Raw genomic sequence first — 19,641 nt, 5'->3', positions numbered from 1 at the left:
CGTTGCAGGCCTTGGAAAGGGAACAACCATTACCAGCGGCCTCCGCCTTGCCTGGCCCGCTTTAAGGCACAACGCGGTGGGGAAACTAATGGAGAGCGCCCCCTAGAGTTCCGCGTACATCCGCCCAGGGTTGAACAGCCCTTGCGGGTCCAGTTGCGCCTTGAGTTGCCGGTGATAGCGCAGCAGCGCCGGGGCCAGCGGCTGGAATGGCGTTTCTGTGACGCCATGGCTGAAACAGGTGGCGTGACCGCCGAGTTCACGGGCTCGCGACTGAATGTTGTCGGCGCCGGACTTCAACCAGCGTTGCGCGCCGCCCCAGTCGATCAGTTGCTCACCGGGCAAGTCCAGAGGCCCGAGGTTGTTGGGCAATGACAAGCGCCACAGCGCCAAGCCCTCATTGAAAAAGTCTAGCCGTTGTTCGTTCAGGTCGGACCAATAACCTGAATCCAGCCGTTCGCCGCCGAGTCGTTGATGGGCGGCCGTCACCGAACCTTCGCCGCCTTCCAGCCGCAGATACAGACGTTGGCCATCGTGGCTGGCAGCGCTGATGGGCAGTGGTTGCTGGCCCCATTGCGCCAGATTGGCCAAGGCACGGGCGCAGTCGATGTCCAGGCTGATGCTCAAGCATTGCCGGGGTTTGGGCAGCACTTTGAGCGAGACCTCGGTCAGCACGCCGAGGCAGCCATAACTGCCCACCATCAGGCGCGAGAGGTCGTAGCCGGCGACGTTTTTCATCACTTCACCGCCGAAGCGCAGGTGGGTGCCGAGGCCGCTGATCACCCGGGTACCGAGGACAAAGTCCCGTACCGAACCGGACCACGGCCGCCGCGGCCCGGACAGACCCGCGGCGATCATCCCGCCGACAGTGGCGCCTTCGCCGAACGATGGCGGCTCGCAGGGCAGCATTTGCCCCTTTGCATCCAGTGCGGCAAGCAGTTCGCTGAGCGGCGTGCCGGCGCGAACGCTGATCACCAGTTCTGTCGGGTCGTAGCTGACGATGCCGCGATGGGCGCGGGTATCGAGTATTTCTCCGGCCACTTCACGGCCAAGAAACGCCTTGGTATTACCCCCCTGAATGCGCAGCGGCGTGGCGTTCTCGCGCGCCTGTTTGACCTGCTCCAGCAGGGTTTCACTGGCATCGAAGTCCGGCATCAGAAACGCTCCAGCTCAGGAAACGGCAGTTGCCCGGCGTGGATGTGCATCGCGCCGAATTCCGCGCAGCGGTGCAGGGTCGGGATGTTCTTGCCGGGGTTGAGCAGGCCCTTTGGGTCGAACGCGGCTTTGACGGCGTGAAACAGCGTTAACTCGTCACTGTTGAACTGCGCGCACATCTGATTGATTTTCTCGCGGCCGACGCCATGTTCGCCGGTGATGCTGCCGCCGACTTTCACGCACAGTTCAAGGATCTTGCCGCCGAGGGCTTCGGCCCGTTCCAGTTCGCCGGGCTGGTTGGCATCGAACAGGATCAACGGGTGCATGTTGCCGTCACCGGCATGGAAAACGTTGGCCACGCGCAAGCCATATTCTTGCGCCAGGCTGGCGATGCCCTTGAGCACACCGGGCAGTTCGCGGCGGGGGATGGTGCCGTCCATGCAATAGTAATCCGGCGAGAGGCGGCCAATTGCCGGGAAGGCGTTCTTGCGCCCGGCCCAGAACCGCACGCGTTCGGCTTCATCCCGAGCCTGGCGCACCTCGCTGGCACCGGCCTGTTGCAGCACCTCGCGAACCCGCTCGCAATCGTCGTGGACATCGGCTTCGACGCCATCCAATTCGCACAGCAGGATTGCCTCGGCGTCCACCGGGTAACCGGCGTGAATGAAGTCTTCGGCAGCGCGGATCGCCAGGTTGTCCATCATCTCCAGGCCACCGGGGATGATCCCGGCGGCGATGATCTCGGCCACTGCGCGACCAGCCTTTTCCACGGAATCGAAACTCGCCAGCAGGACTTTGGCGACCTGGGGTTTGGGCAGCAGCTTGACCGTGACTTCGGTGATGATCCCGAGCAAGCCTTCGGAGCCGGTGAACAGTGCCAGCAAGTCGAAGCCCGGTGCGTCCAGCGAATCGGCGCCGAGGGTCAGGTGTTCGCCTTCAAGGGTCAATACTTCGAGTTTCAGCAGATTGTGCACGGTCAGGCCGTATTTGAGGCAATGCACGCCGCCGGCGTTCTCCGCGACATTGCCGCCGATGGAGCAGGCGATTTGCGAGGACGGGTCCGGCGCGTAATACAGGCCGAAGGGCGCCGCCGCCTGGGAAATCGCCAGGTTACGCACCCCCGGCTGGACCCGTGCAGTGCGGGCGGCGGGGTCGATGTGCAGGATGTTGTTGAACCGCACCATTACCAGCAGCACGCCTTTGTCCAACGGCAGTGCTCCGCCGGACAACCCGGTGCCGGCCCCACGCGCCACCACCGGCACGTTGCGGGCATGGCAGAGCCTGAGCAGCGCCTGCACCTGTTCCAGCTGCCGAGGCAGGACGACCAGCATCGGCGTGGTGCGATAGGCCGAGAGACCGTCGCATTCGTAGGGCTTGAGTTCTTCTTCGCGCCAGAGAATGTCCAGGTCCGGCACCTCCTGCTGCAAGGCCTTGAGTAATACGGCCTTGTCCACGTTCGGCAGAACACCGTCGATGCGTTCGTCGTAAAGAATGTTCATCGTTCACCACCAAGCACAGATCCCTGTGATGAAGAGTTCTGTGGCGAGGGGGCTTGTCGGAACGCCGCATCGCCCCGTTCGGCTGCGCAGCAGTCGTAAACCGTCGAATGCGGTGCGCCTGAAGAATCGCGATTGCGGGTTTTGGGGCAGCTACGCTGCCCAACGGGGGCAAGCCCCCTCGCCACAGGACCTCTAACCACAGGATCTCTTGCCACAGGCCCCTTTACCACAGGGGATCTCATCAGTTTTTCCTTCCCAAAAACTCCCGGTACAACCGCGCTGTATTGGCCGGTTGCTCAACCATCGGCATATGACCGACACCGTCCCAGATTTCCACCCGCAAATCGGCGATGCCCTTGCTCCAGACCGGTACGCTGCTGACATCGATCAAACGGTCCTTGCGCCCCCACAGGAGCAGCGCCGGGCATTTGATGTCGGGCAGTTTCGGCTCCATCGGCGGGCTGGCGTGAAAGTCCCTGAAGATTTCTTCCAGCTCGTCGCGCTGCTGTTCATAGCGCTGGGCGACGGCGTCCAGCACGATCCCCGGCACCCACGGCGGCGAGACCATGGTCATGGCGTAGAAATACTGGAATTCTTCCCGGGAATGAATCAAAAACGGGTTGTGGCCGCGGGCCAGGTGTCGCTCCATGTCACTGGGCTCCGGGGCGGTGACGCCGGCCGGGTCGAGCAGCGCCAGCGAGATAATGCGCTCCGGGTAGTTGGCCGCCAGCCACGCCGCGATGTAGCCGCCCATGGAGTTGCCGATCACGTGCACCTTTTCGACCCCACAGATATCGAGCAACTGGATCAACCGTTTGGCCTGGACCGGAATGTCATAGCCACCGCCGGCCTTGAAGCCGGTTTCACCATGACCGGCGAGGTCAGGAATAATCACCCGGTAGTCATCGACAAAATGCCGGGCGAAACGCAGCCATATGTTTTTGTCGGCGCTGTAGCCGTGCAGCATCAGCACACTGCTGGAGGCTTCGTAAGGCCCGCCTTGCCAGGTCGAGACGGTCATTTCGGTGATCGGCACGACGATCTTGTGCAACCGGTACAGCCGGGCCTCCAGCGCCATGTTCAAGTCATAGAGCCAGTAACCGATGGCCGGGTAGCTCAACCAGCTCCAGGCCACGAAGACGGCGATAGTGACAACCAACAAAAGCATCAGGCTATTCCTTTGCAGTGATCAGGGCAGGTTGTTTATCGATCCTTCCCTTCATGTATAGACCAAACATTGGGCACTCAGCTCATGGCGAGCTCATGCTATTCAGAACGCCAACCGCTGATGGCTATTTGCCGTTGCCCTGATAGACTTCAAACACGCTTTCAATCCCGTGTGTTGTCAGGCTCCGTTCAGTGGTACAGAGGCCGATATGGAAAAAAAGGGAGGAAAGGGACTTTCACTGGCCAGGAGGCTTTACGCGTCGCGAATCCTGGGTTTGGCCCTGGGGTTATTGTGCGTCGGCGCAGGGATGTATCCACTCGACCCGGCGCCCTGGGTCTGGGGGGTAATGCTGATCAACGGGCTGCTCTGGCCCCATGTGGCTTATCAATGGGCACGCCGGTCGAAAATTCCTTTTCACGCCGAACACCGCAATATCCTGATAGACGCGTTTCTCGGCGGTTTCTGGGTCGCCGCCATGCAGTTCAATCCGCTGCCCAGCGCGGCCACACTGTCCATGATGGCGATGCACAACGTGGCCATCGGCGGTTTGCGTTTTCTGTTGATGGGCGCCGTCGCGCAGGTGCTTGGGATAGGCCTCGGGCTGCTGGTGTTCATGCCGGCTTTTGTCCCGCAAACCAGTCCGTTTCAGCTGTACGCCTGCTTGCCTTTGCTGTCGATTTATCCGCTGTCCTTTGGCTGGATTTGCTTCCGTCAGGCCGACACCCTCGGCCGGCACAAGCGTGAACTGCTGGCCCTGAGCCGCACCGACAGCCTGACTGGCCTGCTGAATCACGGTGCCTGGAAAGATCAGCTGGAAGTCGAATTTCAGCGCTGCCAACGCCAGCAGCAGGGCGGGGCTATTGCGCTGATCGACATCGACCATTTCAAAATCATCAACGACACCTACGGCCATGTCGCCGGGGACATCGTCCTGCGTCAGCTGAGCAAAATGCTCAAGCAGAACCTGCGCGCAGCGGATGTCGCCGGGCGCTATGGCGGCGACGAATTCTGCGTGCTGCTGCCGGACCTGCCGCTGGACCGCGCGGCCGTGGCGATGGATGCGCTGCGTGATCGTTTCGCCACGTTGGGGTACGAGCAGAACCCGGCGCTGAAAGTCAGTTTGAGCATCGGCCTGGCGGCCTTCAACCCGGCCCACGACGACGCGACCCTGTGGCTCAACGACGCCGACCAAGCGCTCTACGAAGCCAAGACCACCGGCCGCAACCGCGTCATCTGCCACAGTGATGGCAAGCCGCATAAGGCGATGCTCGATTCGGTCTGACCGATCACCCAAATCCCCTGTGGGAGCGGGCTTATGTGGCGAGGGGGCTTGCCCCCGTTGGGGAGCGAAGCACCCCTAAAACCAGTCACCGCGATCTTGAATTAGACCGCGGTGACTGGTTTTACGACTGCTTCGCAGTCGAACGGGGGCAAGCCCCCTCGCCACATAAGCCGGCTCCCACAGGGGATGTGTGGTCACTCAGGTTTGTATGTGTCGCATCCGGTGTAGAGCGTTGTGGCTCAGTCAGGTAGTGTTTCAACACTCCGACACGAAACAAGGATCGATTCATGACGTTCAATCTCTCTCGCTCCCTCCTGGCCACCAGCCTCGGCCTGACCCTGGCCCTCGGCGCCTTCACCCCCGCAGCCTTCGCCGAACCCCATAAACAAGTCCTCGCCGATGCCGAACAGTACAAGGGTGAAGCCCTGAAACTGCTGGAACGGTTGGTAAACATCGACTCCGGCTCCGGTTATGAGCCGGGCCTGACCCAGGTGAGTGACATCGCCATTGAGGAGTTGAAGAAACTCGGTGCCACCATCGAACTCGTGCCCAACACCCCGGACAAGAGCAACCATGTGCTGGCCACGCTCAAAGGCACCGGCAAGGCGAAAATCCTGCTGATGGCGCACATGGACACCGTGTTCAAGGAAGGCTCCGCTGCTGCGCGCCCGTTCCAGATCAAGGACGGCCGCGCTTACGGGCCGGGTGTAATGGACGACAAGGGCGGCATCGTCGCCGGGATCTACGCGCTGAAAGTCCTGAAAAACCTCGATTTCAAGGACTATGCGCAGATCACTTTCTTGCTCGACGCCAGTGAAGAAACCGGCTCGAACGTCGCCACCGACCTGATCAAGAAAACCGCCAAGGCCCACGACGTGACCCTCAACCTCGAACCGGGTCGCCCGGCGGATGGTTTGGTTGTATGGCGTAAAGGCAGCGCCACCGCCGTGGTCGAGGTCAAAGGCAAGGCATCTCACGCTGGCGTCGCGCCGGAGCTGGGGCGTAATGCGGCCATGGAAGCCGCACACCAGATTCTGCAACTCGGCAAACTGGGGGATGCAGAGAAGAAAACCACTATCAACTTCACCGTGCTTAACGCTGGCGACCGCACCAACGTGATTCCGGATCAGGCCACCGCCAAGGCTGACGTGCGGGCAGCGGTGCCGGAAGAGTTCGACCGGATCGAAAAGGACCTGGCGCGGGTTTCCAAGGACAAACTGATTCCCGAGACTGAAGTCACCACCACCCTGAAACGCGGCTTGCCGCCGATGCCGCAAACGGCGGAGTCGGATCGCTTGATGGCCATGGCTCAGGGGATTTACGGCGAAATCGGTCGCAAGCTGACGGAAGAAGGCAGCGGCGGGGCGGCGGATGCCAGCCTCTCGGCCGGGGTGGGTACGCCGACGCTGGACGGGTTCGGGATTGTCGGCGGGAATATCCATACGCCCGAGGAATACGCCGAGGTCGAAAGCGTGGCGCCACGGATTTATCTGCTGTCGCGGATGATTATGGAATTGACCAAGCAGTAATCGGCCAGATCATTCCTTGGTGTGGGGGCAGTTCCCTGTGGCGAGGGGGCTTGCCCCCGTTGGGGCGCGAAGCGGCCCCTGCATTCTTTCAGCCCCACCGAGTCGCCTGGATTACGACTGCTGCGCAGCCGAACGGGGGCGAGCCCCCTCGCCACAGGGGAGTAGGAAGGTTCCAGGTCGTGATTTAGCGGTGTTGCAGCAGAAGCTATCGCGAGCAGGCTCGCTCCCACATTTGATTGCTGGCGTGCACAAATAATGTGTTCACAGAAAATCCAGTGTGGGAGCGAGCCTGCTCGCGATGGCGTCATGTAGGTTCACACCGTCATACCCGCTGAACCCTCACTCCTTGACGCTCATATACTCCTTCGCCCAGACGATGTATTCCTCAGGCTGCGTGTACGTGTGCGTCAGTTCAGTCGCGCTCAGATCCGACGCCTGGGTGAATATCTGCCGCTGTTCGCGCAGGCTGTCGTAAGTGGCCTTGATCGCCGCGAAGTAGGCGCCATGGCCGTCGATGGTGACGCGCACGCCCAGTTCGGCGAGGCGTTTGTCGTCGCGCAGCAGTGGGTTGCCGTAGGTGACCAGCATCAGCGGCACACTCAGGTGCTCGGCGATTTGCTCCAGTTGGTCGAAATCCTGCACGCCCACCATGCAAATCCCGTCGGCGCCGGCCTGCTGGTAATGCCGGGTGCGGCTGATGATTTCCTGGATCGGCAGGATCCCCGCATTGGTGCGGGCGATGATCGCCATTTCCGAGTCGACCCGGGCTTCGAGCGCCGCGCGAATCTTGCCGACACCTTCGGCAACCGTGATCAGGTCGGTGGACTTGCGGCCGAATTGCGCCGGCAACAGGGTGTCTTCAATGGTCAGCGCGGCCACGCCGGCGCGTTCGAGTTCGACGATGGTGCGCATGACGTTAAGCGCGTTGCCATAGCCGTGGTCGGCGTCGGCGATGACCGGCAATTGGGCCACGCGGCCGATGCGGGTAGCCTGCTCGGCGAACTCGCTCAGGGTGATCAACGCAAAGTCCGGGGCGCCCAGCACCTGCAACGACGCGACCGAACCACCCAGGATCCCCACCTCGAAACCCAGATCGGCGGCGATGCGCGCCGACATGGGGTCGAAGACCGACGCCGTGTGGTAGCAGGCGTTGGAGGCGAACAGTTGGCGGAAATTACGGCGCAAATCTTGATGAGACAGCCTGGACATATGAGTTCCACCAATACAAAGGAATGGAAGGGCTTGAGCAAAAGTGTCAACGCCGAAGGAACAAAAGGCTATCACGGGGAAGGGTAAAGAATGATGACGAATTTGCTGGCCTTGGGATGCAAGATCAAAAGATCGCAGCCTGCGGCAGCACCTGCAGGATGTTCAACGATCGATGTGGACGGGTAAGGAATGATGTAGGCGCTGCCGAAGGCTGCGATTTTTTCCGATCACGCCGCCACCGCCTGCTGCTGTTGATTGCGCAGCGGCACGGCGCGGACCGAGTTACCGGGTTGCAGTTGCAGGCGTTTGGCGGTGAGCCGGTCGACGATCAGGCTGTTGCCGACCAGGCGCGCCTGGGCGGTGGTGATGCGGCAGTTTTCCAGGCGTCGATTGTGGATCAGCCACACTGGCGCCTGGTCGTCGGGCGTGCCGATGGCCAGCTCCAATCGTTGGCTGTCACGCACCGTGCGGATTCTCGACACCGGGGCTTCGATCACCGGGCCGGCGTCGAAGATGTCGATGTAACCCTTATGGGCAAACCCCTCTGCGGTGAGGATCTTCAGCGCAGGTTCGCTGTTCGGGTGCGGCTTGCCGATCACCGCTTGGGCCTGTTCGGTGAGCAGGCAGGTGTAGAGCGGTTGGCGCGGCATCAGTTCGGCGATGAACGCTTTGCTGCCCAGCCCCGACAAGTGATCGGCATGGCTGAAATCCATCTTGAAGAAGTGCCGGCCCAGGCTGTCCCAGAACGGTGAGCAGCCTTGTTCGTCGGCACTGCCGCGCAGTTCGGCGATGAGCTTGTCGCCGAACAGGTGAGGGAATTCGGCAACGAACAGCAGGCGCCCCAGCGACAGCAGTCGGCCATTATTGCCATGACGTTGATCGTGTCGCAGAAACAGTGAACAGATTTCCGATTGGCCGGTCATTTCGTTGTTCAGGAACAACGTAGGGATCTGGCGCGCAATACCCAGGTCCGGCGACGAGCTGACCGTCAGTCCGACCCGGTAGTTGTACCAGGGCTCCCGCAGGCCGACAGCCCCCACCAGGGCACTGACGCCGACCACTTGTTGATCGTCGTCCTCGAGCACGAACAGGTAATCGGCATCCGCACGCTCGACTTGTTCGGCAAAGGTGCGCTGAGACCAGCGCACTCGGTGGGTCAGGCGTTCCTCACTGGCCGGCAGGGTGGTGACCCCGGGGGCGGCCCGTTGCACCAAATCCAGCAGGGCGGGCAGGTCGGTGACTTGAACCGGGCGGACAATCATGATGCAGCTCCTTCTTCGCGCTTGTTCGGGCGCTGTCGTTGGGCACGGGGCCGGTGGCGGCTCACAGGGCGATCAACCGGATCGTGCTGGCGTCGGTCACATTCAGGGCCGCACACATCTCGGCGCTCAAGGCCACGGGTTGCCCGGCGTGGTAGTCCAGCTCGGCAACAATTGCGCGGTAGTCCTTCAACGAATCGTTGCTCACCAGGTAACGGCCGCGCGCATCGATGGCTGAGCCAGGGTGTACCGTGCCGGTCTGGCTTTGGGCGATAGAGCGAATGTTCGAGGTGCGTGCGTACAACGTCGGGCCACCGTCGAACAGGTCGATGTAGCTGTTGGTCTCGAAGCCTTCGCGTTCAAGAATGTCGAAGGCCTCCTGACCGTCGGGATGAATCCGGCCGATACAGGCCTGTGCCTCCTTCGGCAGCATCGGCACGTAGATCGGGTAATGCGGCATCAATTCGGCGAGAAATGTCCGGCTCTGCAGACCGCAAAGCCGCTCGGCCTCGACGTACGGCAGGTCGAAGAAATGCTTGCCCAGCGCATCCCAGAACGGTGACTGGCCCTGTTCGTCGCTGTAGCCAACGATTTCGGTGATCACCGCTTCGGCAAAGCGCGCCGTGTGGGCGGCGATGAACAGCAGCCGCGCCCGGGACAGCAATTCGGAAAACCGCGTGCGTTCCAGTGCCGCGTCGATATGGAAACCGCGCAGCAACGTATGACCACTGAGGTCGTGGCACAACGACAGCGCCGGCACCCCGTGCTCGATGTTCAGCTCCCGTGAGGCGCTGGTGAAATGGCGGTTGCGCAAACTGTAGAACGGCTCGTTGAACCCTGCGGTGGCGAGGATTTCCGAGCAGCCCGCCAGACGACGGGTCGTGAGATTTTCCAGCACGAAGAAATAATTCTCCGGACCAGGACCCTGTACGGCTTTTTCGAACGAAGCGCAGGAATCGAGAATCTTCTCGCGCAGGCGTTCGGTGTCGTCCGGCAAGGACGTGACCCCCACCAGACTGTCGCGCGCCAGTTGCTGCAACTGGGGCAGGTCGGTTAACTCCACCGGGCGTAAGACCAGCATGGATGTACTCCTGTATCAAAGGGTTCGGCGATTTGCACCGAACCTGACTATCACTGTCGGTTTCCACGCTTGAAATCGGCAGTCGCCTGAATTCATGTCAGACGCTGCCCTTTTTCTTGTCAGCCATTGCTTGGGTCGGGCAGTGCTGTGCTGGCACCCAGTTTGTTGAGGAAGAATAGATAGACCAGCCCCAGGGCAATCCAGATCAGGCCGAGTTTCTGTGCATCGACGCCCATGTTGTACATGATGGCCGCGACGATGATGAAGCCGATCACCGGGCAGATCAGGTGACGGATCACCTGGCCGGACTTCTGCCGACGCCAGTAATAGTTGATGACGGTCAGGTGCAGCAATATGAAGCCGCTCAGGGCGCCGAAGTTCACCAGGGAGGTGAGGGTGTCCACCGAGTTGATGAACAGGTAGCAAATCACCAGCGACAGCACCGCCACCAGATAGATGCTCAAGTACGGCGTGTTGTGTTTCGGGTGCACCTTGGCCAGCACTTTCGGCAGTTTGCCGTCCCGGGCCATACCGAACAGCAGGCGCGAAACCGCCGCTTGCGAGGTGATCGCGACGGCGACGCCCCAGGCCAGTGCGGTGGCGACGGCGGTCAGGGTTGCCAGCCAGCTGCCGGCGGCGATTTCGGCGATTTCATAGAACGCAGTGTCGGCGGACTTGAAGCCCAGGCCGGCGGCCAGATCCGTGGCAATCCAGGTCTGTACGACGAAGATCACGCCCATCACCAGCAATGTGATCAGCGCAGCTTTGCCGACGCTGCGGCCGGGGTCGCCCTTGATTTCTTCGGCGAGGGTGGAAATGGCATCGAAGCCGAGGAACGACAACACCGCAATCGACACCGCTTGCATCAGCAGGGCGAAGTTGAACGTTTCGGCGTTGTACAGCGGCGCCAGGGTGAGTTGACCGTTACCGCCGCCGCCGTGCAGGGCATTCCAGGCATAGAACAGGAAGATCCCCAGCACCACCAGTTGCGCCAGTAGAAAAACGATGTTCATCCGTGCGGTGAAGGTGATACCCCGCAGGTTGACGAAGGTGGCGCTGACCAGAAAGGCCAGGATGAAGCCGACTTTCGGGATGTCCGGGTACAAATGATTCAGCGCCATCGCCGCGTAGACGTAGAGCAGCGGCGGAATCAGCAAATAATCGAGCAGCATCAGCCAACCGGCGATAAACCCGACATGCGGGTTGAGGCCGCGTTGTGCGTAGGAATACACGGAGCCCGCAATCGGAAAGGCCCGGGCCATGCTGCCGTAACTGAGGGCGGTGAACAGCATCGCCACCATGCCGATGATGTAGGCCAGTGGCACCATCCCCGGCGCTTCGGCGTTGACGTAACCATAAACGCCGAACGGGGCGATGGGGATCATGAAGATCATTCCGTACACCACCAGGTCCGTCAGTGACAGGCTACGTTTCAACTCTTGCTTGTAGCCGAATTCTTCTATTTCCATGAAGCCCTTCTCCTTGATTTGAAAGCAGCTGCACGCTGCGAGTTTGAAGCTATTGCTCTACAGCAGTGGCGCCAGATAATCGGTCCAGCGACCGATGTCTACGGGCGTGCGCAGCAGATCGTTGCGTACCTCGATCAGTACCGAGTCCAGCCCTCGTGCATCGCCGTGAACCGGCACGGTCATGTCACCCAGCGGATCGACTTTGTACGGCTGATTACCCGCGACTTTCAAGGGGTGCCGACTCAACCCGTCAATCACTCGCTGGGCGTACTCCCCGGCCTGTCCGTACAACACGCCGACTTCCAGTGCTCGTGGCTGGCCGTAATATATCGGCGTGAAACTGTGAATCCCCACCACGCGAACCGGTCGACCTTGCGCCACACGGGCGTCGATCAAGGTTTGCAGGCGTGTATGAAACGGTTTGAACAGGCAGTGTCGACGGTATTCCCGAGTGGCCTCGTCCAGGTCCCGATTGCCCGGCACCTGATAAATCTCGCTCTGCAACGCAATGCTGTCCGGCGCATGGCGCGGGCGGTTGAGGTCGATCAACAGCCGTGAATAGTTGGCCGCCAACAGGGTGGCGCCCAGTGCTTGGGACAAGCCCTCGGCCAGCGCCAGGGCGCCAATGTCCCAGGCGATGTGTTCACGGGCGGCTTCATGGCTCAAGCCCAGGTCATTCAACCCGGCCGGGATAAAACGACTGGCGTGTTCACACACCAGAATCAGCGGGTGCCCGGAGGCTTCCCGGCTCAGGGTGTACGCAGGCTGGGTGTAGAACCCCAGTTCGGCGGACTCAGTACAGGCGCGCATAGTGCTCACAAAGATCGGCGGGCGAGAGCTGTTCCGTCAGCGTCAGTTCCTCGGTTTTAAGGGCGAAGTAGGTGTCCAGCAACGCGCTCGGCAGGGCTTCGATCAGCGCCTCGCTGTTGCGCAGGCATTCCAGGGCCTGGGACAGGGACGCGGGCAGGGCGACGATGCCGCGTGCCTGGCGCTGCTCTTCGTTCAGCGAATCGGGGACTTCATCGGTGATCGCGTTCAGGGCCAGGCGCTGCTCGATGCCCAGGCGTCCGGCGATCAGCAACACGGCCATGGCCAGATGCGGTGAGGCGGTGGCGTCCATGGCGCGAAATTCCAGGTTGTACTGCGCTGCCACGGCTTTGCTGCCCAGGCTCACGGTCGGGCAAATCCGCAGCGCCGCTTCGCGGTTGCGTTGGCCGAGGCAGGCGTAGGAAGCGCTCCAGTGATGGGGCTGCAAGCGCTCGTAGGAAACCGGTGTCGGCGCGGTAAAGGCGCAGAGCGCCGGCAAATAGTGCAGAACGCCGGCGGCCCAATGCTGGCCGAGGGTCGACAGGCCATTGACAGTGCCGGCGTCGTACATTACCGGGTGGCCGGCCAGGTCCTGCAGGCTCACGTGCAGATGCACGCCATTGCACACCGCCTGCTCGGAGGTCTTGGGCGCGAAACTCAGCTCCAGGCCCATTTGCCGGGCGATTTCACGGGTGATCTCGCGCACGTTCACCGCGCGGTCGGCGGCGGCGACGCCGAGGGCCGGGCGGCAGGTGATTTCGTATTGGTGCTTGCCGTATTCCGGCAGGAACATCTCTGGCTCCACACCGCCGGCACGCAGTGCGCTGAGCAGCCAGCCGCCGAACTCGGCGCCCTGGCGCTGGGCTTCGAGGGAGAACGCCAGATGCTCTGCCGCGCCACTGCCGAGGTTGAATTCATGTTCGAACGCGGCGTTGATCTGCAGTCCCAATTCGCTGCGATAACGCTCCACTTCGTTGCGCAACAACGTGCGCGGGCAGGCGCCCCACGGGCGGCCATCGGTTTCGCGAATATCGCCGTGAATGAAGTCCAGCGCCGGGGCATTGGCGTCCGGGCCGTTGTTGACGGTCACACGGCTGCTCAAGTCGGGGATCAGCCGCAAGTCTCCATAAGCCCCCCATGGATTGCTGGCGGCGATGATGTCTTGCGGGGTCAGGGCGCTGTTGGCCGGCACCCAGCCGCAGCCCGCCACCTGATAGGCATCGAGTTCGTCGGTAGGAAAGGAACGGCCGCGTGTCACGCCGATCAGGTCGGTGGTGACAATCGTGGTCATCGGCAGTGGCGACAGGCGAGCGCTCATGGCTGCATCTCCTGTAACCGTCCGAGCACGGTCTGGGTGTCGGTGATCCAGCAGTAGCCCTTGATGGCGTTCAGGCAGGCGTAATGCCGTTGTTCGGTGTAAGTGGCGCAGGCATCTTCGACCAGCGTCACCAGGTAACCGCGGTCGGCGGCGTCCCGCACGGCCATGTCGACGCACTGGTCGGTGACGATGCCGGCGATGATCAGGTGTCGGGTTTCAAGGTTGCGCAGCACGTAATCGATGTTGGTGGAGTTGAAGACCCCGGAAGAGGTCTTGGGCAGCACGATTTCGTTTTCGATTGGCGTCAGGTCATCGATGATTCGCGCTTGCGGGCTGCCCTTGGGCAGGTGCATGTCCGAGAGTTTGTGGTCCAGCGAGCGATCGCGACCATCGGCGGTGAGACTTTCGATGAGCGTGTGCAGCACGTTTTGTCGTGCATTACGAAAGGCACTGAGCAACCGGCGTTGATTGGGCACCACTTGCATGTGGGCGCGGGTCAGAAAGTATTCGGCATCCGGCCCGTTGAGGTGCGCGTCGAACTGCGGCTCGAGCCAGGCACGCTGCATGTCCACCAGCAACAGCGCGGTGTGGTCGGCGGCAAACGGCAAATCCCGGGGCGAGTGGTGGGGGAGCGTGAACATCCTTATTTATCCTCCAGCAGGTGGGTGTCGAAGTCGGTCCGCAGGGCGTCGATGCCTTCCAGGCGATCGGCCAGATCGGGGCTGCGCAAGGACAGGCAGGCTACCAGTGCTTCAACCTGGGCCAGCGCCGGAACCATCGAGTCGAAGGCCGACGCCGATTCCACCGGTGCACTGATGATCAGGTCGGCCATTTCTCGCAGCGGTGACGCGTAGATATCGGTGAACAGCACGACCCGCGCATGTCGACTCTTCGCGGCATTGGCGACCCGCAGAGCCTGGGACTGGTAGCGGCGATAATCGAACACCAGCACCACGTCCTGACGCTGCACGTCGAACAGCCGGTCCGGTAATTGCGCGTTGTCTTCCAGGGCAAAACAGCCGGGTCGCAACAGGCGCAGATGGTTGAGTAAATAGTTGGCGAGGAAACTGCTGAAGCGCCCGCCAAAGCAATGGACTTGATGGCGGGTGTCGAGCAGCCATTCCACCAGAATTCGTACATCTTCGGGTTGGGTCAGCGCCTGGGTGTCGACCAATGCCCGATGGCTGCTCGCCAGATAGTGGCTCCAGGGATCATCTTTTTTGAGATGGGCGCGGGGTTGCAACAGGGTACTGGGAGAGCGCAGGCGGTCATCCATGTCGCTGAGCAACGCTTCCTGAAAATCGGCATAACCGCCGAAACCAAGCTTTTTTACCAGCCGCACGATGGTCGGATCGCTGACACCGGCGTGTTCGGCCAGACGTGACATCGGGCCCAGTCCGTTACGCGGGTACTGATCCAGCAACGCACGTATGACTTTGCGTTCCGACGGCGTAAGTTCCAGGCCGGGATCGGTGATCAGGTCTCTGAGAGAGGGCATCCGGGCTCCTGCTGGATGAATGTGTCGGTTTCATTTCATAATTCGCTAAAACAGTATTTATGTAACGGGTGCTACATGTCTAGCGAATTTTTCCACGGATTTTCCAGGCCCCAAAATGGGGCGAAAACCCCGTGCGCCGGGGGCTACGCGGATGTCGACTGACGTTGTAGGACATCGCCCATGGTTGTGTGAGACATCGCCATTTTCTTGGGGGAATTGGAGACTGTAGGAGCTGTCGAGGAATGCGTTCAGAGTGCGCGCTTCTTGCGGCACAATGACCCGGTTGTTCGCGGCGTCGTGCCGTTTTCCATCCTATCGACAGAGTGATCTTCCGTGCAGGCGACCCGCTTGACCCTGATGTGCCACGCTCGAACCGTCGCACAAAAATTGGCGCGTTTTCCTACGAATGAGCCATTGGAAATGGATTGGCAATCGGCGAAGGGTTCGCGTTGCCGCCAGTTCAAGGGCACCCCCCGTTTGCTCTGTGGCCCGGAACTGCGGACCCGCCAAACCGCTGAGCTGTTTGGCGACGATGTGGAGATTGTCGCGGCACTGGCAGATTGCGATTTCGGACGCTGGAAAGGCACATCGATCGACGACCTGCAAACATCCGAACCCGAGACGCTCCAGGCCTGGCTCAATGACCCGACGTCGGCACCCCACGGTGGAGAATCGGTGGCACAACTCGGTGAACGGGTGGCTGCGTGGTTGAATACCCTTGAGGCGACGCCGGGTCATGTCGTTGCCATCACCCATCCTTTTGTCATCCGCGCCGCACTGATGCAGGTGCTGCAGGGCGCGGCGTTCAACCAGATCGACGTCGAACCGTTGTCGGCCATCGAATTGCGGTTCAACGGTCGCTGGCGACTACGCTTGATGGGCACGGACCCTGAGGGAACACATTGATGAAAAAACTTCTGGTCATCGGTGTCGGCGCCGGCAACCCCGACTACATCACGATGCAGGCGGTGAAGGCACTGAACCGCGTCGATGTGTTTTTCCTCATGGACAAGGGGCAGAGCAAAGACAAACTGATCGACCTGCGCCGCGAGATCTGTGAGCGCTACATCACCGATCACGACTACCGCTTCGTTGAAGCCCACAGCCCGGAGCGGGAGCGCGGGGATGTGGACTACAAGGCCAGCGTCGAAGATCTGAACCGCGCCAAGCAGCAGACCTTCGAACGGTTGATCAACGAGGAAATGACTGACGACCAGTGCGGCGGTTTTCTGGTGTGGGGCGATCCTGCGTTGTACGACAGCACCATTCGGATTCTGCAGGCGATTCTGGCGTCAGGCCGGTGTGTGTTCGAGTTCGAGGTGATCCCCGGAATCACCAGCGTGCAGGCGTTGGCGGCGCAACATAAGGTGCCGCTGAATCGCATCGGTCGCTCGATTGAAATCACCACCGGCCGGCGGTTGGCGGCGGGGCAGGTGAGTGACGCCGACAGCCTGGTGGTCATGCTGGATGCGCAAGATGCCTACCATCAGGTGGCCGATCAGGAGACGGAGATTTACTGGGGGGCTTACCTGGGGACGCCGGATGAAATTTTGATCAGCGGCAAGCTCAAGGATGTCGCCGATGAGATTGAGCGAGTGCGCAAGGCGGCGCGGCTGGCGCATGGGTGGATCATGGATACCTATCTGTTGCGCAAGCCTTGAAATAATGGGTGTCTGGGGTGACGCCTTCGCGGGCAAGCCTCGCTCCTACATTGGATCTGCGGCAAGACTACTGTAGGAGCGAGGCTTGCCCGCGAAGAGGCCCTCAAAAACACCTCAAAAAATCGCCTTTACCTCACGCCCAAACCGCTCCCGATACACCGACGGCGGCACGCCGACCACGCTGCGAAACGCCACCCGGAAACTCTCCACCGAACGATAACCACAGTGCTGAGCAATCTGCTCAGTGCTCTGGCGGGTGCTCTCCAACAATTCGCGAGCACGGGCCAGGCGTTCATGCTGCAGCCATGCCTTGGGCGGCAGGCCGCTGGCTTCGGTGAATCGCCGCAGGAACGTGCGCTCACTCATGGCCGCCTCGCTGGCAAGGTCGCGAACCTCCAGCGGTTGGTGCAGACGTTCCCGTGCCCATTGCATGACCCGCGACAGATCGCTGCGCGGCGTAGGGCTGACCGGTGACGGAATGAACTGCGCCTGGCCGCCGGTGCGTTGTGGCGACATCACCAACCGCCGCGCCACCGAGTTGGCCACCTGAGTGCCGAAATCCCGCGCGACCAGGTGCAGGCAGGCATCAATGCCCGCGGCACTGCCGGCCGAGGTGATCAACTGGCCCGAATCGACGTAGAGCACGTCCGGGTCCACCTGAATGTTCGGAAAACGTTCGGCCAGTTCCGCGGTGTAGCGCCAATGCGTCGTGGCGCCGTGACCGTCCAGCAAGCCGGTGGCCGCCAACACGAATACCCCGGAACAGATCGACAGCAATCGCGCCCCCCGGGCATGGGCCTGGCGCAGGGCGGCGAGCAAAGGTTCAGGCACCGCCGCGCTGCGGTCGCGCCAGCCGGGGATGATGATGGTCCGGGCCTCTTCAAGCAGTTCCATCCCGCCGTCGGCCAGTACCTGAATGCCGCCCATGGCGCGCATCGGCCCTTGGTCGACGGCGACGATACGATGCTCATACCAAGGGAAATCGAACTCCGGCCGCGCCAGGCCGAAGATCTCCACGGCAATGCCGAATTCGAAAGTGCAGAGGCCGTCGTAGGCCAGAATCGCGACCAATCCAGGGGTGGGCTGCATTTGGCGGAAAATTCCCGGTGAGTGTCTTGTGCGCCACTGTAGCGACAAGCGCAGGGCAGATAAAGTCTTCCCACACCCACCGAGACTTTGGAGTACAACCCATGCCCAGCCTGGTTCGCGAAATTCCCGCCGCCCCATCAGCCATTGCCCTGATGCATTTCAGCAACCGTCTGACCTTCGAGACCGATTGTTCCGACGTCTATGGTAGCCAACAGGCCGGCGAGGTGGATTTTGTCCTGGTCGACGTGCGCGGACCGTTGGCGTTCGAACGCGGACATGTGCCGGGCGCGATCAACCTTCCGGGGCGACTGATCACGGCTGACGGCCTGGCGGCTTATTCGAAGTCCACGCTGTTTGTGGTTTATTGCGCAGGGCCCCACTGCAATGGCGCCAACAAGGCCGCGGTGAAACTGGCGGCGCTGGGTTACCCGGTCAAGGAGATGATCGGTGGGGTGACCGGGTGGCTGGATGAAGGGTTTGAATTGAGTGTCGTGGTTGCACGCACCACAACGACGGTCATTGGTTGCGAATGCTGACATTCAGGCACAGGTGATCAACTGTGGCGAGGGGGTTTACCCCCGTTCGGCTGCGAAGCAGTCGTAAATCCTTGGGGATCGCGGTGACTGGTTTGGGGGCCGCTTCGCGACCCAACGGGGGCAAGCCCCCTCGCCACAAAAGCCCATCAATCTCAGATTCAGCGATTAGCTGATGAAGCCGCCGACCACTCATCCAGCGTCACCTGCAACCAGCCAAACACGGCTGCATAGGCGGCGCTGTCCTGTGGCCCCCGTGGCAACGGCGATTCCTCGGCAAAGTGCTCATTGAGAGTCGCCACCGATTCAGCATTCCACTCCGGGTGGAACTGCAACCCCACCCGCGTCGCCCCGACGCGGTACATCTGCTGCTCACACACGTCACTGCTGGCCAGCAATTGCGCATCCACTGGCAGATCGATCGCGTCTTCGTGCCATTCCAGCACCTTCAGCGTCTGGCCATCCGCAAAGGTCACGGTCGTCCAGCCAGTTTCGGGGCGAGACATTCGCCGCACATCCCCACCCAGGCTCAACGCCAGCAGTTGCGCGCCCAGACAAATCGCAAACACCGCCGCGCCCTGATCCAGACTGCCCGTCAGCCACTGACGCTCCGCTTCCAGCCACGTCGGCCCGGCGTTGGATTCATAAGGCCCACCCAACAGAATCGCGGGTGCCGCGCTCACCGGCGGCAACTGGCCGAGGTCGGCGCGAAACACGTTCAGCGTAATGCCACGGGCCCGGGCCCATTCGGCGATGGCGCCAGGACCTTCGGCAGGATGGTGCTGGATCAGGTTCAATGCGGGCATCAAGCTTCTCTTCCGGGGATGGGTTGGCGGGATCAATGTGCCGCAAAAAAAGCTTCATCGCCAGCGCGACTGTTCAATCGGATCACGCCCGAAATCTTGTAGGTTTTGTCTGAAACAAAGCATTGTCCTACAGCCCTTGCACCACCTTGGCGCACGCTTCAAGTGCCTTGAATCCTGTGGCTGTTTTTCTATAAGTATTTGTCGCTTAAACACAATTTGCCCTCCTGAAGCCGCTCTAGACTGCCGGCCACTTCGGTCTTCACTAACCGAAAGTTGCCAAT

Annotated in this window: 18 protein-coding genes; 5 read left to right on the top strand and 13 right to left on the bottom strand. The window is 61.3% G+C overall.

Annotated elements, in window-relative coordinates:
- Positions 1–102: 102 nt before the first annotated feature.
- The 3 genes from glcE to PMI30_RS04345 form a co-directional block, all read right to left on the bottom strand.
- Complete coding sequence (glcE, locus tag PMI30_RS04335; protein ID WP_008013806.1) at positions 103–1,152, bottom strand: glycolate oxidase subunit GlcE; 1,050 nt, start codon at positions 1,150–1,152, stop codon at positions 103–105.
- Positions 1,152–2,651: a glycolate oxidase subunit GlcD gene (gene glcD / locus PMI30_RS04340; RefSeq protein WP_008013805.1), complete on the bottom strand. Its 1,500-nt coding sequence runs from the start codon at positions 2,649–2,651 to the stop codon at positions 1,152–1,154. The genes glcE and glcD overlap by 1 nt, the downstream gene beginning before the upstream one ends.
- Positions 2,652–2,892: 241 nt before the next feature.
- Positions 2,893–3,819: an alpha/beta fold hydrolase gene (locus PMI30_RS04345; protein WP_008013804.1), complete on the bottom strand. Its 927-nt coding sequence runs from the start codon at positions 3,817–3,819 to the stop codon at positions 2,893–2,895.
- 208 nt (positions 3,820–4,027) lie between these two features.
- Here PMI30_RS04345 and PMI30_RS04350 point away from each other — a divergent pair, with 208 nt between their 5' ends.
- Entirely contained in the window at positions 4,028–5,101 is a 1,074-nt protein-coding gene (locus PMI30_RS04350; protein WP_008013803.1) for a diguanylate cyclase, read from the top strand.
- A 287-nt stretch (positions 5,102–5,388) separates the two neighbouring features.
- Positions 5,389–6,630 carry a M20/M25/M40 family metallo-hydrolase gene (locus PMI30_RS04355; RefSeq protein ID WP_008013801.1) on the top strand — a complete coding sequence of 414 codons (1,242 nt, stop codon included), beginning with the start codon at positions 5,389–5,391 and terminating at the stop codon, positions 6,628–6,630.
- A 339-nt stretch (positions 6,631–6,969) separates the two neighbouring features.
- On the opposite strand, the gene PMI30_RS04360 is transcribed toward PMI30_RS04355, so the two are convergent.
- The 8 genes from PMI30_RS04360 to PMI30_RS04395 form a co-directional block, all read right to left on the bottom strand.
- Positions 6,970–7,839: an isocitrate lyase/PEP mutase family protein gene (locus PMI30_RS04360; RefSeq protein ID WP_008013798.1), complete on the bottom strand. Its 870-nt coding sequence runs from the start codon at positions 7,837–7,839 to the stop codon at positions 6,970–6,972.
- A gap of 227 nt (positions 7,840–8,066) precedes the next feature.
- Positions 8,067–9,101 (bottom strand): arginine N-succinyltransferase, encoded by a 1,035-nt coding sequence (astA, locus tag PMI30_RS04365; RefSeq protein WP_007896054.1) that lies wholly within the window; start codon positions 9,099–9,101, stop codon positions 8,067–8,069.
- Between the two features lie 61 nt (positions 9,102–9,162).
- Positions 9,163–10,179 (bottom strand): arginine N-succinyltransferase, encoded by a 1,017-nt coding sequence (locus PMI30_RS04370; RefSeq protein WP_008013796.1) that lies wholly within the window; start codon positions 10,177–10,179, stop codon positions 9,163–9,165.
- 119 nt (positions 10,180–10,298) lie between these two features.
- The gene (locus PMI30_RS04375) at positions 10,299–11,648 is read right to left on the bottom strand and encodes an APC family permease (protein ID WP_008013795.1); all 1,350 of its coding nucleotides are present in this window, start codon (positions 11,646–11,648) and stop codon (positions 10,299–10,301) included.
- Between the two features lie 57 nt (positions 11,649–11,705).
- Positions 11,706–12,458 carry an N-formylglutamate amidohydrolase gene (locus PMI30_RS04380; RefSeq protein ID WP_008013792.1) on the bottom strand — a complete coding sequence of 251 codons (753 nt, stop codon included), beginning with the start codon at positions 12,456–12,458 and terminating at the stop codon, positions 11,706–11,708.
- Positions 12,442–13,773: a glutamine synthetase family protein gene (locus tag PMI30_RS04385; RefSeq protein ID WP_008013789.1), complete on the bottom strand. Its 1,332-nt coding sequence runs from the start codon at positions 13,771–13,773 to the stop codon at positions 12,442–12,444. Before PMI30_RS04385 ends, PMI30_RS04380 begins: the two co-directional genes overlap by 17 nt.
- Positions 13,770–14,414 (bottom strand): isochorismatase family cysteine hydrolase, encoded by a 645-nt coding sequence (locus tag PMI30_RS04390; RefSeq protein WP_007896044.1) that lies wholly within the window; start codon positions 14,412–14,414, stop codon positions 13,770–13,772. The genes PMI30_RS04385 and PMI30_RS04390 overlap by 4 nt, the downstream gene beginning before the upstream one ends.
- Before the next feature lie 2 nt (positions 14,415–14,416).
- Entirely contained in the window at positions 14,417–15,271 is an 855-nt protein-coding gene (locus PMI30_RS04395; protein WP_008013786.1) for a MurR/RpiR family transcriptional regulator, read from the bottom strand.
- Positions 15,272–15,604: 333 nt separating this feature from the next.
- On the opposite strand from PMI30_RS04395, the gene PMI30_RS04400 reads away from it, so the two are divergent.
- Positions 15,605–16,177, top strand: a complete 573-nt coding sequence (locus PMI30_RS04400) for a histidine phosphatase family protein (protein WP_032836176.1) — start codon at positions 15,605–15,607, stop codon at positions 16,175–16,177.
- Positions 16,177–16,932, top strand: a complete 756-nt coding sequence (gene cobF, locus PMI30_RS04405; RefSeq protein WP_008013783.1) for a precorrin-6A synthase (deacetylating) — start codon at positions 16,177–16,179, stop codon at positions 16,930–16,932. Before PMI30_RS04400 ends, cobF begins: the two co-directional genes overlap by 1 nt.
- Before the next feature lie 114 nt (positions 16,933–17,046).
- Here the strand turns inward: cobF and ftrA are convergent, their stop codons facing one another.
- Positions 17,047–18,021: a transcriptional regulator FtrA gene (ftrA, locus tag PMI30_RS04410; protein WP_008013781.1), complete on the bottom strand. Its 975-nt coding sequence runs from the start codon at positions 18,019–18,021 to the stop codon at positions 17,047–17,049.
- A gap of 101 nt (positions 18,022–18,122) precedes the next feature.
- Between ftrA and PMI30_RS04415 the strand changes: the two genes are divergently transcribed.
- On the top strand, positions 18,123–18,557 hold the full coding sequence (locus tag PMI30_RS04415; RefSeq protein ID WP_008013780.1) for a rhodanese-like domain-containing protein: 435 nt from the start codon (positions 18,123–18,125) through the stop codon (positions 18,555–18,557).
- A gap of 158 nt (positions 18,558–18,715) precedes the next feature.
- Here the strand turns inward: PMI30_RS04415 and PMI30_RS04420 are convergent, their stop codons facing one another.
- Positions 18,716–19,360 (bottom strand): type 1 glutamine amidotransferase, encoded by a 645-nt coding sequence (locus PMI30_RS04420; RefSeq protein ID WP_008013778.1) that lies wholly within the window; start codon positions 19,358–19,360, stop codon positions 18,716–18,718.
- Positions 19,361–19,641 lie beyond the last annotated feature (281 nt).

This window comes from Pseudomonas sp. GM50, assembly GCF_000282375.1.
Lineage (GTDB): Bacteria > Pseudomonadota > Gammaproteobacteria > Pseudomonadales > Pseudomonadaceae > Aquipseudomonas.
Note: the sequence above shows the minus strand (reverse complement) of the source record. Positions and strands in the feature narration are given on the sequence as shown.

What these genes read in the sequence shown, in the direction of transcription:
- glcE (WP_008013806.1), bottom strand. Translation starts at nt 1,152, where the DNA reads ATGCCGGACTTCGATGCCAGTGAAACCCTGCTGGAGCAGGTCAAACAG.
- glcD (WP_008013805.1), bottom strand. Translation starts at nt 2,651, where the DNA reads ATGAACATTCTTTACGACGAACGCATCGACGGTGTTCTGCCGAACGTG.
- PMI30_RS04345 (WP_008013804.1), bottom strand. Translation starts at nt 3,819, where the DNA reads ATGCTTTTGTTGGTTGTCACTATCGCCGTCTTCGTGGCCTGGAGCTGG.
- PMI30_RS04350 (WP_008013803.1), top strand. Translation starts at nt 4,028, where the DNA reads ATGGAAAAAAAGGGAGGAAAGGGACTTTCACTGGCCAGGAGGCTTTAC.
- PMI30_RS04355 (WP_008013801.1), top strand. Translation starts at nt 5,389, where the DNA reads ATGACGTTCAATCTCTCTCGCTCCCTCCTGGCCACCAGCCTCGGCCTG.
- PMI30_RS04360 (WP_008013798.1), bottom strand. Translation starts at nt 7,839, where the DNA reads ATGTCCAGGCTGTCTCATCAAGATTTGCGCCGTAATTTCCGCCAACTG.
- astA (WP_007896054.1), bottom strand. Translation starts at nt 9,101, where the DNA reads ATGATTGTCCGCCCGGTTCAAGTCACCGACCTGCCCGCCCTGCTGGAT.
- PMI30_RS04370 (WP_008013796.1), bottom strand. Translation starts at nt 10,179, where the DNA reads ATGCTGGTCTTACGCCCGGTGGAGTTAACCGACCTGCCCCAGTTGCAG.
- PMI30_RS04375 (WP_008013795.1), bottom strand. Translation starts at nt 11,648, where the DNA reads ATGGAAATAGAAGAATTCGGCTACAAGCAAGAGTTGAAACGTAGCCTG.
- PMI30_RS04380 (WP_008013792.1), bottom strand. Translation starts at nt 12,458, where the DNA reads ATGCGCGCCTGTACTGAGTCCGCCGAACTGGGGTTCTACACCCAGCCT.
- PMI30_RS04385 (WP_008013789.1), bottom strand. Translation starts at nt 13,773, where the DNA reads ATGAGCGCTCGCCTGTCGCCACTGCCGATGACCACGATTGTCACCACC.
- PMI30_RS04390 (WP_007896044.1), bottom strand. Translation starts at nt 14,414, where the DNA reads ATGTTCACGCTCCCCCACCACTCGCCCCGGGATTTGCCGTTTGCCGCC.
- PMI30_RS04395 (WP_008013786.1), bottom strand. Translation starts at nt 15,271, where the DNA reads ATGCCCTCTCTCAGAGACCTGATCACCGATCCCGGCCTGGAACTTACG.
- cobF (WP_008013783.1), top strand. Translation starts at nt 16,177, where the DNA reads ATGAAAAAACTTCTGGTCATCGGTGTCGGCGCCGGCAACCCCGACTAC.
- ftrA (WP_008013781.1), bottom strand. Translation starts at nt 18,021, where the DNA reads ATGCAGCCCACCCCTGGATTGGTCGCGATTCTGGCCTACGACGGCCTC.
- PMI30_RS04415 (WP_008013780.1), top strand. Translation starts at nt 18,123, where the DNA reads ATGCCCAGCCTGGTTCGCGAAATTCCCGCCGCCCCATCAGCCATTGCC.
- PMI30_RS04420 (WP_008013778.1), bottom strand. Translation starts at nt 19,360, where the DNA reads ATGCCCGCATTGAACCTGATCCAGCACCATCCTGCCGAAGGTCCTGGC.